The organism is Microbispora sp. H10885 (genome assembly GCF_014161415.1).
Taxonomy (GTDB): Bacteria; Actinomycetota; Actinomycetes; order Streptosporangiales; family Streptosporangiaceae; genus Microbispora; species Microbispora triticiradicis.
In genome coordinates this window covers 190,523-202,896 of record NZ_JABBWY010000003.1, presented here as the reverse complement: position 1 = coordinate 202,896, position 12,374 = coordinate 190,523, and the positions used below count along the sequence as shown (strand labels likewise).

The following is a 12,374-nucleotide window of genomic DNA, read 5'->3' as shown; positions in this document are numbered from 1 at the left end:
GCGCGTGCTCGTAGAGCTCCTCGAAGTCGTCCTCGACGCCGCCCGCACCGGCACCCGGGACAGGTCGGCGCGGTTGTCGGACATGAACGTCACCGTCGCGAACCGCCTGGCGATCTCCGGATCGGTCCGGCAGAAGCTGTTGGTCAGCTCGGCCCCCAGCTCGGGACGGCCGGGGTTGCCCATGATCACCGGAGCCATGGCGCCGGACCAGCCGAGGTAGTTGCTGTCGAGGGACTCCAGCAGTTCCTCGATGTCGGCCGCGCTGAAGCCGCCGACGTAGCCCTCGTCGTCGATGTAGCGGGGCGAGGGCCCGACCATCACCAGCGCCCCGAAGCGCGCCGGCTCCCTGATGGCCGCCAGCGCGCCGATCATCGCGCTCACCGAGTGGCCGACGAAGACCGCGCCGGTCAGGCCGAGCTCGGCACAGATGTCCAGGACGTCCTGCGGCCACCCCTGGAGGTACAAAACAATCCCATCGCGGGCGATTTGGGGGGCGGCCGTGTACGTGGCGCGGTCACGGGTAGGCGGCGTGAATCCCCTAGGCAACGGAGGCGTCATGGACACCATCTCCTCCAGGACCACCGCACGCACGCCCGTGCAGACGGCCGCCCTGGTCGTGGGCGTCGTGTTCCTCCTGGTCGGCGTCCTGGGCTTCATCCCCGGGATCACCCGGAACGTGGACCAGCTGCAGCTCGCCGGGCACCACTCCGACGCCATGCTGCTCGGCGTCTTCGAGGTGTCGATCCTGCACAACATCGTGCACCTGCTGTTCGGCGTGGCCGGTGTGACGCTGGCCCGCACCTGGTCGGGCGCCCGCTCCTACCTGATCGGCGGCGGCGCCGTCTACCTGGTGCTGTGGCTTTACGGCCTGCTGGTGGGCCACGACAGCGCGGCCAACTTCGTCCCGGTCAACAACGCCGACAACTGGCTGCACCTGTTCCTCGGCCTCGGGATGGCCGCCCTCGGCTTCCTGCTGACCCGCCGCGCGGTCCACGACCGCATCTGAGCATCGCTCCGCGGCCGGCCTCCCGGCCGCACCCGACACCGCACCCGACACACACGGAAGAGAGGAGAAGGCATGACGACCGCTCGCGACATCATGACTCCCTGGGCGGAGTTCGTGCGCGCCGACGAGACCGTCTACGACGCCGCCGAGAAGATGGCCCGCCTCGACGTGGGCTCGCTGCCGATCTGCGGCACCGACGACCGGCTCAAGGGCGTGCTGACCGACCGCGACATCGTCGTGAAGGTGCTGGCCCGGGGCAAGGACCCCAAGTCGTGCCAGGCCGGTGATCTCGCCCAGGGCGAGGCCGTCACGATCGGCGCCGACGACGACGCGGCGGAGATCCTCGACACGATGGCCTCGCACAAGGTCCGCCGCCTGCCCGTCATCGACGGCAACAAGCTGGTGGGCATCATCGCGCTGGCCGACGTGGCCCGCGCTCTGCCCGACGTGCCCGTCGGCGACCTCGTCGACGCGATCAGCACCGACTGACACAGGCCGCCGTACGGCGGACGATCGCGAGCCCCGGCTCTGTGAGCCGGGGCTCCGTGTGTCTGGCACGCCTCCGGCCCGCCCGCGACCGAACGGCGCGCCGAGGGAGAGATCGGTGCCTCAGCGGGGCACGCCGTACGCCTCGTCGCTCACGAGCCTGGCCGCGCCGATGACCGCGGCGTGCTCGCCCACGTCGCTCAGCACGATGGGCAGGTTCTTCGTCGCCAGGGGCAGCGAGCGCCGGTAGATGACGCTCCGGATCTCGGCGAGCAGGACGTGGCCCAGCACGGCGAGCCCGCCGCCCAGCACGATGAGGCTCGGGTTGAAGAACGACACCAGGCCCGACAGCACCTCGCCCACGCGCCGTCCGCCGGTGCGCACCAGCTGGAGGGACGTCGCGTCGCCGGCCGCGACCGCCTCGGCCACCGCGGCGGCGTTCAGCGTTCCGTCACGTTCGAGAAGCTCCCCGAGCATGGGCGAACGCCCCGACCTGACCGCTTCGAGGGCGTCACGGGCCAGCGCCTCGCCGCCGAAGGTCGCCTCCAGGCATCCGCTGTTGCCGCACGCGCAGACCGCGTCGGAGTCGGCGACCTGGATATGCCCGATGTCTCCCGCGCAGCCGTCCATGCCGCGATAGAGCTCGCCTTTCGCCACGATTCCGCACCCGACGCCGGCGCCGATTTTGACGAACAGGAAGTTCTCGACCGTGCGCGCCGCGCCCGCGTGTTGTTCGCCGAGTGCCATGACATTGACGTCGTTGTCCAGCACGACTGGGCATTCGAACCACCGGCCGAGAAGATCGCGAACGGGGTATCCGTCCCATCCCGGCATGACCGGCGTCGCCACGGTGATTCCGCGGCGGAAGTCGACCGGGCAGGGGACGCCGACTCCGACTCCGAGCGGCCGGTCCACTCCCGCCTTGGCGAGCAGCCCGCGAGCGCGCTCCGCCGCGAGTTCGAGCACCGGTTCGGGACCTTGGCGCACGTCGCACTCGGTGCGTTCGAACGCGACGATCCGCAGCCTGCCGTCGGTGATCGCGACGGACACCGCGCCGGTGTCCACGGCGATCGCGACGAATCTGATGTCGCCCGCGATATCGATGACGGTCGAACGCCGCCCTCCGCGGGATGCGGCCGGGCCGATTTCGGCAATAAGGCCCATGGCCGTCAGCCGGCCGAGTTCCGCCCCCATCGTCGTACGCGACACTTCGAAGTGGTCCACCAGCTCAATGCGGGATCGAGGACCGGCATCACGTAATCGCGTGAGTATTCTGGCCTGCAGTTTCGTTTCGGGGCGGCCTGGGACCGATGTATCCACCCGATAAGTTTCTCACCAGGCGCGCGTGGCTTGTCACTCGGCGGGAACGGGAATTCGCGCGTCAATGCGGGACGCGGGACCCATTCCGGCGTGATCGTCAGCCCGCCTCGCCGTGCTCGGCGACCTGGCCGAAGGTCCTGTCGCGGGCCAGGTCCGACAGGCGCACCGTGTCCACTCCGTCGCAGACCAGTTCGGTCGAGGCGATCGCGGCCCGCACCGCGGGCGTGTCCGGCCCCGGCAGGGCCACGGTCGCGGTCTGCAGGTACGTCCACTCACGAAGCGCCTTCAGCGACGCCTCGGGCAGCCGGGCCGAGTATTCGATCACCAGGGCGTCGTCCTTGACGAGCAGGTGATCGAGGCTCGTCCTGGTGGGGATGTCCTCGTCGGACGGTTCGTAGAAGGACTTGGCCGGATGGGTCCAGGAGGTCACCTCGCCGGGGGCCGTCCGCGGCCGCAGGTCGCACGTCACCGGAGACCCCGCCGTACCGGCCGCGGGCCCGCTCGCGGCACCGGCCGCGGACGCGTCGGCGGAGGGGGCGGCGGAGGTGGCGCCTCCGCACCCGGCGCAGAACGCGAGCGACGTCACGGCGAGTGCGACCCCGGTGAGGGCCTGGCGCATGGATCACTCCTGGTTCTCGTCGGAAAGGCGCCGGTGGCCCGGGTGCGTCGCGCGCCCGGGCCACCGGGAGGGGGTCAGCGCCCGCTGACCTTGAGGGAGGCCGAGCGGGAGACGACCTCGCCGGTCGGGTCGGTGATGCGGACCCGGTACTCGGAGTCCGCGACCTCCGGCGCCGCCGTGACGGCGATGGCGAAGGACTTCTCGCCGGTCATGTCGGTCCAGTCGGCCGAGCCCGGCGACTTCACCTGCCACTGGTAGGCGACGTTCCGGCCCTCGGCCGGCGCGGAGAAGACCGCGAGCTCGCCGGCGCCCACGGCCGTCGTCTTCGGCTGGGACACGAAGCCCAGGTGGACGCTCTTGCCGTCGAGGGTCCTCATCCAGGTGACGAGCTCGTGGGCCCGGTCCCGGAGCACGCTGTGCGCGCGCCCGCCCTGGCTGGAGTCGATCAGCCGGCGAAGGGTGGTCGCCTGCGTGAGCGCGTCGGCGTAGTCCTTCACCAGGTAGGCGTCGTACGACGCGGTGAGCGCCTGGTTCAGGTCGGCGGCCAGACCGGCGTCGATGGAACCGTCGGCGGTGCCGGCGGCGACGAGCTTGCGCACTTCGTCGTGGCTGACGCAGTTCGCCTCGGTCCGGCCCGCGGCCCACTTGATGCCCTCGAGCATGTTCTTCTGGAACAGCGGGTCGAGGGTGTTCTGCCAGTTGTGGAGGAGCGCCTGGGTGAAGGAGCGTCCGCCGTCGTAGTTCTGGCACCAGGAGATCGGGTGGTCCGCGCCCTCGACCCGGCCCGCGCTGGCGCCGATGCTGCCGACGTACGTCGACTCGTTCAGTGTCTGCAGGACGTGCGTCTTCTGGCGCGGCAGGCCGACCCAGTTGTAGAGCTCGTCGACGATCTTCAGCCGCTCCGGGAACTGGCTGGTGGCCGGGTTGGTGTCGTCCTCGGTCACCAGCTCGCCGATGTTGCAGGCCCCACAGGTGTTCTGGAGACCGCTGCCGTTGGAGCCGTGGTTGTCGAACTCGCCGCCGGCCAGGCCCTTGTACCAGTCCCACCCGTGCATGGAGTCGGTGGCGCCGTGCAGCGCGACGAAGCCGCCGCCCTGGTTGACGAACTGCTTGAGCACGGCCTGCTCGTCGACCTTGACGTTCGGGTCCGCCTGAGTGGGGCGGGCCGTGGAGAACACGCCGTTGCCGACGCTGGAGACGCCGATGACCACGTCGTACTTCGACAGGCGCTCGATGCTCTCGAACGGGTTCGGCACCGACACGTCGGGGCTGAGGTAGTCGTAGACGTCGACGTCGAAGTTGTTGGCCCGGCCCATGTCCTGGATCACGGCCATGGTCAGCGGGATGTGCTCGTGCCGGAAGGCGCCCGGCTGGTTGCCGAAGAGGAGGACCCGGAACTTCGGCTTCTTGTTGACCACGGACGCGGTCGGGAGCCGGAAGGGGGCGCGCTCCATGCCCGGCGCCGCGCTCACGGTGACGCCGGTGGCGACGTCGGGGTGCTTGACCCCGCGCAGTTCCTCCACCAGGTAGGCGGCGTCCTGCACGAGGGAGTCGCGCATGTAGCCCTCGGGCACGACCTGCGCGGCCAGCGCGCCGAAGCTCGTCAGGGCGGACACCGCGGCGTCGCCGCCGGCGTCGGCCTGGGCGAGCAGCGCGAGCAGGCGGTCGCCGTTCGACGCCGAGACCTTGCCGGCGGAGACGTACCGCTGGACCAGGGCCCGGACGTCCCCGACCGAGGTGGTGATCTGGAAGGTCAGGGTGTACTTCGCGCCGTTGCCGGCGGCGTCTCCGAGCGCGACCGCCCAGGTGTGCACGCCGACGGACAGGGTGGCCGGGTCCAGCGGCAGGGGGTAGGCCCACTTGCCGTCGATCCACATGTCCCGCACCGCGGCGCCGCCCGACCCGGGGGTGGGGTCGGTGCGCGTCGGGGTGATGGAGGCGGCGGCCGCGCTGTGCGCCACCTTGCCGCCGGAGACGCCCGGCCAGGCCGCGACCGGCGGCTTGGTGTCGATCCGCACGCTGATCGTCTTGGCCGCCGAGGCGTTGCCGGCGGCGTCGACCGCGACGTAGCGGACCGTGCTGTTGCGGTCGCCCTTGACGACGTAGGTGGCCGTGCCACGGTTGCCGCTACGCACAGCCGGCACCGTGACGGCGGCCTCCGTGCCCACCGTCACGACGAACGACGCGACGGCGTCGTCGTCGGTCGCGGACAGGTTCAGCGTCACCTCGTCGTTGATGAACCAGCCACCGGCGCCGGTGGTGGTCGACGGGGTGTAGGCGGTGTTCGTCGCGCCGTTGTAGTTCGGCTCGGCGATCGGCGACAACGTGGCCGTGTCGAGGACGGGCGCCGCTCCGGACTCCGCGGCGGCGGCGGGGCCCGTGGAGCCGAGCACCAGGGCCGGCACCGCAAGCGCAGCGGTGGCGAGGGCCGCTCGCGACCGCAGTCCGGATCGTGTGCGTGAGGACATGTCACTCCTATGTCGGGACAGAAGTGTCGCGCCTTCGGACGCCGACCCCACGAGCGCCGACCCGGTGAGGTGGTGATCTACGGTTAACGCGACGACTCTCGGAAGTGTGAGCTGCGCCTCACATCTTTGTCAATAACACGTCCTAACTTTCGACGATTTCAAGGAAAGTAACGAGCGCCAGTGAAATAGTTCATTGGAACGTGTCAAATTTCTCCTCCTGCGCCGAACGGAAGAGGCCCCGCGGCCCCCATCGGTGGCGAGCCGACTCCTGTTTGAGGCCCCCCATGGGGGTATGTCGGCTCTGCGGCGAGGACCGCGGCAGGTGTCCAGCCCGCCGGCCCTGGCACGACGCGGGAGGGGAAGCGATGACCGACGACACCGGCGCGGGCGCGCCGCGCCGTTTCACGTTCGACTTCGATCCCCGGTTCGCTCCCCTGCTGTCCGTCGTGGGCGTCCGCCCGGAGACCGCCGGAGTCCTGGTAGGGCCCGGCACACTGCGCGTGCGCTTCGGGCCCTGGGCGGTCGAGACCCCGCTGACCAACGTCGCGGGCGTGGAGACCACCGGGCCCTACTCGCCGCTGCGGGTGATCGGGGTCCACGTGTCGCTCGCCGACCGCGGGCTCAGCTTCGGCACGAACGCCCGCCGGGGCCTGTGCGTACGGTTCCACGAGCCGATCCGCGGCGGCGAGCCGTCCGGGCTGCTGCGCCACCCCGGGCTGACGGTGACGGTCGACGACCCCGAGGCGCTGGCGGACCGGCTCTCCCAGCGCCTGTGACACACCCCCGGAAGGAGACTCCGTGATCCGCCGACTCGTCCGGGGCGCCGCCGCCGGCGCGCTGTCCACGCTCACCATGAGCGCGGTCATGCTCGCCGGGCAGCGCGCCGGGCTCATGCCGGGCCAGCCGCCCCGGCACATCGTCAGGGCGGCCCTGCCGGGCCACCGGCACCGGCCCAAACGCGGGGAGAAAGCTCTCGGCGCCCTCGCGCACCTGGGCTTCGGCGCCGCCACCGGCGCGGCGTTCGGCCTGCTGACCGGGAACCGGAGGCCCACGGTGCGGCTCGGGGTGGGCTACGCCCTGCTGGTCTGGCTGGGCGCCTACCAGGGCTGGGTGCCCGCGCTGAACATCCTGCCGCCGGCCTCGCACGACCCCGCGCCCGGCCGTCCGGCCGTCATGGTCGCGGCCCATGTCGTGTACGGCGCCACGCTCGCGCTCGCGGTCGACGCGATGCGCCGGGCGGGCGGAACAGCAACCAAGGAGGACAGATGACGACGCCGGACAGGCAGCTCGCACTCGTGACGGGCGCCTCCAGTGGCATCGGATACGAGCTCGCCAGGCAGTTCGCCCAGCACGGCTTCGACGTGGTGGTCACCGCGGAGGACGCGGAGCTGGCGAGCGCCGCCGAGTCCCTGCGGGAGTACGGCGGGCAGGTGATCGCGGTACGCGCCGACCTCACGCGGTACGACGAGGTCGAGCGGCTGTGGACGGAGACCGTCGCGGTCGGACGCCCGCTCGACGCCGTGGCGGTCAACGCGGGCGTCGGGGTGGGCGGCGAGTTCGCCCGCGGCACGTCGCTGGAGGCCGAGCTCGGGCTCATCGAGCTGAACGTCGTCTCCTCGGTCCACCTGGCCAAGCGCGCCGTCGCCGCCATGACCTCCCGGGGCGCGGGGAGGATCCTGTTCACCTCCTCGATCGCCGCGCTCATGCCGGGGCCGTTCGAGGCCGTGTACGCGGCCAGCAAGGCGTTCCTCCACTCGTTCGCGGAGGCGCTGCGGAACGAGCTGAAGGACTCGGGCGTCACCGTCACCTCGCTCATGCCGGGACCGACGGACACCGAGTTCTTCGAGCGGGCGGGCATGCAGGACACGAAGGTGGGCGCGGGCCCGAAGGACGACCCGGCCGAGGTCGCCAGGCAGGGCTTCGACGCGCTGATGAAGGGCGACGACAAGGTCATCGCCGGTTCGTTCACGAACAAGGTCCAGGGCGTGGCGAGCAGGATCGCCCCCGACCGGGCCAAGGCCGCCATGCACCGCCGCATGGCCGAGCCCGGCACGGGCGACGCGTCCGGGGACGAGGAGTAGAGGACCCCGGGGCGCGGTGAGGCCGCGGTGCGGGATCGGACGTTCCGTCCCGGCACCGCGGCCTCACGGCGTCTTCCACCACGCCTGCCGGCGTCGGTACGGGTCCGTCCGGGGCGGCGGGGCCGGCGCTCCGCGTCAGAGGGCCGCGGCCACCGGGACGACCCGCTCGCCGAGGATCCGCAGCGGGTCCAGCCGGTGGACGTCCACGACCGCACCGAGCGCCTCGCTGAACCCGAGCTCGGCGAAACGCCCCAGGTCGTCGATGACGCGCTGGACGTTCTCCCCCTTCTCCCCCACGTCGTACCGGTAGTAGACGGTCTTGACGATCTCGTCGTAGTCGCGGCCCTCGGCGTCGCAGTGGGCCCGCAGCACGTCGAGCTTCCTGGCCAGGTCGGCGGTGGGGAACAGGTTGCACGCCTGGGCGTACCGCGCGACCAGGCGCAGGGTCTTCTTCTCGCCCCCGCCCCCGACGAGGATCGGCGGGTGCGGCCTCGACAACGCCTGGGGCGAGTTGAGCGGGCGCTCCAGCCGGTAGTGCCTGCCGTCGTAGGGCTTCTCGTCGCCGCCCCACATGCGAAGGCAGATCTGGATCGTCTCCTCCAGCCGTTCGAACCGCTCGGCCAGCGGCGGGAACGGCAGGCCCAGGCCGCGCGACTCCTCCTCGTTCCAGGCCGCGCCGATGCCGAGCCAGGCCCGCCCGCCCGACAGCACGTCGAGCGTGGTGACGATCTTCGCGAGCAGCCCGGGCTCGCGGTACACGGTCCCGGTGACGAGCGTCAGCAGCTTGGCCCGGGACGTGTGCCCGGCCAGGTAGCCGAGCGTCGTGTAGGCCTCCAGCATGTCGTGCTCGGTCGGCCCGACGACGCCGATCTGGAAGAAGTGGTCCATCACCGCGACAGTGGCGAAGCCCGCGTCGTCGGCCGTCCTGGCGATCTCGGCCAGGTCCGTGCCCAGGGTCGCGGGACCCCCGGGGTAGGTGAAATCAGGGATCTGCAGTCCGATCTTCACAAGCACCTCCTGTTACATGCTTACACCGATGCATCGCACTGTGCGCCGGAAGCGGCGGCGGTGCGTCGCGCGTGGTCGGGTAAGCGCTGGTGCCAGGAGGGTCAGGCCGTCATCTCCTTGTACGCGACGACCTTGCGCACGCTCAGGCGCACGAGGACGGCGCCGGGGACGCTGTAGCGCTCGCCGAGCTCCTCCGCCTGCTCCTTGCCCACGTAACGGCCGCCGATCTCGGCCGCCCACCGCCGCACCTCGTCCAGGTCGTCCGACAGCGACGCCTCGCCCTCGAACATCACGAACGAGTACGGCGGACGCTGGTCGTCCACGCAGAGGGCGGCCCGGGGGTCGCGGCGCAGTTCCCTGGCCTTGACGCTGCTCTCATGGGTGGTGAAGACCACGTCGCCGCCGTCCAGGGTGAACCAGACGGGGGTCGCGTGCGGACGCCCGTCCAGCCTGGTGATCGCGAGCGTGCCCGTGCGCGTCTCCGCCGTCGCGAACTCGCGCCACTCCGCCTCGGTCATCTGGTCCATGGTCCGAAAGTAACGTCCGCCGGACCGTCCGGGTATCAGCGCGCTCTCACCGCACGGTGCCCCTCTCACGGACCCGTCTCGCCGCACCGTGCCCACTCATCGCACCATGCTCACCCCTTTCCCGGCTTTCCGTATATGTACGGATACTTCTACGGATATTCAGGCGCTGATCACGGCTCTAGCGTCACGGCAGAGGCCGCCACCCCCCAGCCGGACCCCGGCCCACCACCACGGACCGACACCACGGACCACCGCCCCGGACCATCAGGGACCGACACCAGGGACCACCGCCCCGGACCACCGCCCCGGACCGCCACTCCGGCCGCGACGACAGAGCAAGGAGCACCGTGACGTGACCTCTTCCTAGGTCCCGGATGACGCGGGCGGGCCATCCTCGCCCCGGCTCCCCGGAACCACGCGTTTCTCTCCTCACCCCCCGAATCCCACCGTGTCCGCCGCCCGGCCTCTCCCCCGGCGGCGCGACCGCCGTCGCCCGCCCACCCAAGCGGACACGGCGTGGGAGGCAGAGAAAGGACGACGCCCATGAGGCGTGGAGCACTGCTCGCAACGGCCGCCGCGCTGGCCCTGGCGGGCCTGGCCGCCCCCACCACCGAAGCGGCCGCCAAACCCCCTCCAGGCAGCCAGGAGCAGGTGCGGTCGGCCGCCGCCGACCCGGCGCAGCGCGCCGCGGCCGCGGCCGACCAGGCCGTCGCGAGCGGCCTGGACGACCTGCGCGTGACCCCCAACGAGAGCTATCGGCGCAGCGCCGTGACGGCGGGCGCCGGCGGCATGTACTACGTCAGCTACGAGCGCACCTACAAGGGCCTGCCGATGGTGGGCGGCGACGCAGTGGTGGTCGCCGACGGCAACGGACGCGTCCGCGACACCACGGCGGCCTCCGGCGCCACGACCCTGGGTGTGCCGACCTCGCCGTCGGTGAGCGCCGCGAGCGCCACGGAGAAGGCGAAGACCGTGCTGACCCGGGTCGACGACAGCGCCGCCCCGCGCCTGGTGGTCCTCGCCTGGGGCCACAAGCCGCGCCTGGCCTGGGAGGCCGTGGTCTCCGGCCTCGCCTCCGGCCGGCCGAGCATCCAGCACGTGTTCGTCGACGCGGCCACCGGTGAGATCGCCGACTCCTACGACCAGGTCAGGGAGGGCAGCGGCACCGGTTACTACTACGGTGCGGTGACCATCAACACCAGCGGCTCCGGCACGTCGTACTCGATGACCGACTCCACCCGCAGCGGCCTCAAGTGCGGCGGGCAGAACGGGTCGGCCTACACCGGCACCGACGACGCGTGGGGCACCGGCAGCGGGACGAACCTGGAGACCGCCTGCGTGGACGCGTTGTACGCCGTCCAGCGCGAGTGGGACATGCTCTCCAGCTGGCTCGGCCGCAACGGCATCAACGGCAGCGGCGGCGGCTTCCCCACCCGTGTGGGCCTGTCCGACGTGAACGCGTACTGGAACGGCAGCTACACCAACTTCGGCCACTCGCAGGACAACGCCCGCCAGGCCACCTCGATCGACGTGGTGGCGCACGAGTTCGGCCACGCCATCTTCCAGACCACCCCGGGCGGCGCCGGTTCCGGCAACGAGAACGGCGGCATCAACGAGGCCACCGGCGACATCTTCGGCGCCCTCACCGAGGCGTACGCCAACAACCCGAACGACGCGCCGGACTACCAGGTGGGCGAGCTGGTCAACCTCGTCGGCAGCGGGCCGATCCGGTACATGTACAACCCGTCGCTCGCCGGCGACCCCAACTGCTACTCCTCCTCGATCCCCAGCACCGAGGTGCACGCCGCGGCCGGCCCGCTGAACCACTGGTTCTACCTGCTCGCCGAGGGCTCCTCGCCGGGCGGCGGCAAGCCGAACAGCCCGATCTGCTCCGGCGGCCCCTCGTCGGTGACCGGCATCTCCATCCAGAAGGCCGGCAAGATCTACATGGGCGCGCTGCAGCGCAAGACCTCGACCTGGAAGTACGCGGGCATCCGGTCGGCGTCGCTGGCGGCGGCGGTCGAGCTGTACGGCGCGAGCAGCGCCGAGTGCGCGGCCACCAAGGCGGCCTGGAACGCGGTCGGCGTCCCGGTGCAGTCGGGCGAGCCGAGCTGCAGCGCCTCGGGCAACGACTTCTCCCTGTCGCTCAGCCCCACCGCGGGCACCGTGACCGCCGGCCAGTCGGCCACCACGACCGTCTCGACGTCGACCACCTCGGGTAGCGCGCAGACCGTCGCCCTCACCGCCTCCGGGCTTCCGTCCGGGGCGACCGCGTCCTTCAGCCCGTCCTCGGTGACCTCGGGCGGCTCCTCCACCCTGACCATCGCCACCAGCGCGTCGACGCCCGGCGGCACCTATCCGGTGACGATCACGGGCACCGGCTCGTCGGGCGGCCACACCGCGACGTACACCCTCACCGTGTCGGGCACCTCCGGCGGACGCACGTTCACCAACGGCACGGACTACACCATCAACGACCTCACGACGATCACCAGCCCGGTCACGTCGAACGCGAGCGGTAACGCGGTGTCCCCGGTCCAGCTCAGCGTGACCATCTCGCACACCTGCGCCGAGGACCTGCGGATCAGGCTCCAGGGCCCGAACGGCACCTGGTACACCGTCAAGTCGAGCGGCGGCGTCAGCTGCACGTCGTTCGGCACCCGCACCTACTCGGTCGCGGTCACCCAGCCCGCGGCGGGCACCTGGACCCTGGAGGTCAGGGACCAGTACACCCTCGACACGGGTTATCTCGACTCGTGGAGCATCACCGTCTGAGCGACGGCCATGAGGACCCCCGGGACCGGCTCCACCGGTCCCGGGGGTTCCCGCGTTCCGTGGCCTCGACGGCGAGGCTCGCGC

The 12,374-nt window shown here is 71.4% G+C and carries 12 protein-coding genes; 7 read left to right on the top strand and 5 right to left on the bottom strand.

Annotation, left to right across the window (positions count from 1 at the left end; all coding sequences use genetic code 11):
* Positions 1-4 precede the first annotated feature (4 nt).
* From HHX37_RS09535 to HHX37_RS09525, 3 genes are all read left to right on the top strand, one after another.
* Positions 5-220, top strand: coding sequence for a hypothetical protein (locus tag HHX37_RS09535; protein WP_182885164.1), 216 nt, complete (start codon positions 5-7; stop codon positions 218-220).
* A gap of 336 nt (positions 221-556) precedes the next feature.
* Entirely contained in the window at positions 557-1,006 is a 450-nt protein-coding gene (locus HHX37_RS09530) for a DUF4383 domain-containing protein (protein ID WP_182885163.1), read from the top strand.
* Between the two features lie 72 nt (positions 1,007-1,078).
* Complete coding sequence (locus HHX37_RS09525) at positions 1,079-1,495, top strand: CBS domain-containing protein (protein WP_117409384.1); 417 nt, start codon at positions 1,079-1,081, stop codon at positions 1,493-1,495.
* 120 nt (positions 1,496-1,615) lie between these two features.
* On the opposite strand, the gene HHX37_RS09520 is transcribed toward HHX37_RS09525, so the two are convergent.
* From HHX37_RS09520 to HHX37_RS09510, 3 genes are all read right to left on the bottom strand, one after another.
* On the bottom strand, positions 1,616-2,716 hold the full coding sequence (locus HHX37_RS09520) for an ROK family protein (RefSeq protein ID WP_244302276.1): 1,101 nt from the start codon (positions 2,714-2,716) through the stop codon (positions 1,616-1,618).
* Between the two features lie 193 nt (positions 2,717-2,909).
* Positions 2,910-3,431 (bottom strand): hypothetical protein, encoded by a 522-nt coding sequence (locus tag HHX37_RS09515; protein ID WP_182885162.1) that lies wholly within the window; start codon positions 3,429-3,431, stop codon positions 2,910-2,912.
* A gap of 74 nt (positions 3,432-3,505) precedes the next feature.
* Positions 3,506-5,899, bottom strand: coding sequence for a ThuA domain-containing protein (locus HHX37_RS09510; RefSeq protein ID WP_182878973.1), 2,394 nt, complete (start codon positions 5,897-5,899; stop codon positions 3,506-3,508).
* A 365-nt stretch (positions 5,900-6,264) separates the two neighbouring features.
* On the opposite strand from HHX37_RS09510, the gene HHX37_RS09505 reads away from it, so the two are divergent.
* From HHX37_RS09505 to HHX37_RS09495, 3 genes are read left to right on the top strand one after another with little or no spacing between them, the layout of a single operon-like run.
* A complete protein-coding gene (locus HHX37_RS09505; RefSeq protein ID WP_182885161.1) occupies positions 6,265-6,675 on the top strand; it encodes a hypothetical protein in 411 nt (136 codons plus the stop codon).
* Positions 6,676-6,697: 22 nt separating this feature from the next.
* Positions 6,698-7,168 carry a DUF6789 family protein gene (locus HHX37_RS09500; protein WP_182885160.1) on the top strand — a complete coding sequence of 157 codons (471 nt, stop codon included), beginning with the start codon at positions 6,698-6,700 and terminating at the stop codon, positions 7,166-7,168.
* The gene (locus tag HHX37_RS09495; RefSeq protein WP_182878976.1) at positions 7,165-7,980 is read left to right on the top strand and encodes an SDR family NAD(P)-dependent oxidoreductase; all 816 of its coding nucleotides are present in this window, start codon (positions 7,165-7,167) and stop codon (positions 7,978-7,980) included. Before HHX37_RS09500 ends, HHX37_RS09495 begins: the two co-directional genes overlap by 4 nt.
* Before the next feature lie 135 nt (positions 7,981-8,115).
* Here HHX37_RS09495 and HHX37_RS09490 read toward each other — a convergent pair whose 3' ends face one another.
* Together HHX37_RS09490 and HHX37_RS09485 are read right to left on the bottom strand one after the other, a co-directional pair.
* Entirely contained in the window at positions 8,116-8,988 is an 873-nt protein-coding gene (locus HHX37_RS09490) for an LLM class F420-dependent oxidoreductase (protein ID WP_117410324.1), read from the bottom strand.
* A 101-nt stretch (positions 8,989-9,089) separates the two neighbouring features.
* Positions 9,090-9,515 (bottom strand): PPOX class F420-dependent oxidoreductase, encoded by a 426-nt coding sequence (locus tag HHX37_RS09485; RefSeq protein WP_182885159.1) that lies wholly within the window; start codon positions 9,513-9,515, stop codon positions 9,090-9,092.
* Positions 9,516-10,058: 543 nt separating this feature from the next.
* Between HHX37_RS09485 and HHX37_RS09480 the strand changes: the two genes are divergently transcribed.
* Positions 10,059-12,290, top strand: coding sequence for a M4 family metallopeptidase (locus tag HHX37_RS09480; protein ID WP_182885158.1), 2,232 nt, complete (start codon positions 10,059-10,061; stop codon positions 12,288-12,290).
* The last annotated feature ends 84 nt before the right edge of the window (positions 12,291-12,374 follow it).

Excerpts from the sequence above, each read along its gene's own strand:
- HHX37_RS09510 (WP_182878973.1), bottom strand. The coding sequence starts at position 5,899 with ATGTCCTCACGCACACGATCCGGACTGCGGTCGCGAGCGGCCCTCGCC.
- HHX37_RS09515 (WP_182885162.1), bottom strand. The coding sequence starts at position 3,431 with ATGCGCCAGGCCCTCACCGGGGTCGCACTCGCCGTGACGTCGCTCGCG.
- HHX37_RS09480 (WP_182885158.1), top strand. The coding sequence starts at position 10,059 with ATGAGGCGTGGAGCACTGCTCGCAACGGCCGCCGCGCTGGCCCTGGCG.
- HHX37_RS09525 (WP_117409384.1), top strand. The coding sequence starts at position 1,079 with ATGACGACCGCTCGCGACATCATGACTCCCTGGGCGGAGTTCGTGCGC.
- HHX37_RS09485 (WP_182885159.1), bottom strand. The coding sequence starts at position 9,515 with ATGGACCAGATGACCGAGGCGGAGTGGCGCGAGTTCGCGACGGCGGAG.
- HHX37_RS09495 (WP_182878976.1), top strand. The coding sequence starts at position 7,165 with ATGACGACGCCGGACAGGCAGCTCGCACTCGTGACGGGCGCCTCCAGT.
- HHX37_RS09530 (WP_182885163.1), top strand. The coding sequence starts at position 557 with ATGGACACCATCTCCTCCAGGACCACCGCACGCACGCCCGTGCAGACG.
- HHX37_RS09505 (WP_182885161.1), top strand. The coding sequence starts at position 6,265 with ATGACCGACGACACCGGCGCGGGCGCGCCGCGCCGTTTCACGTTCGAC.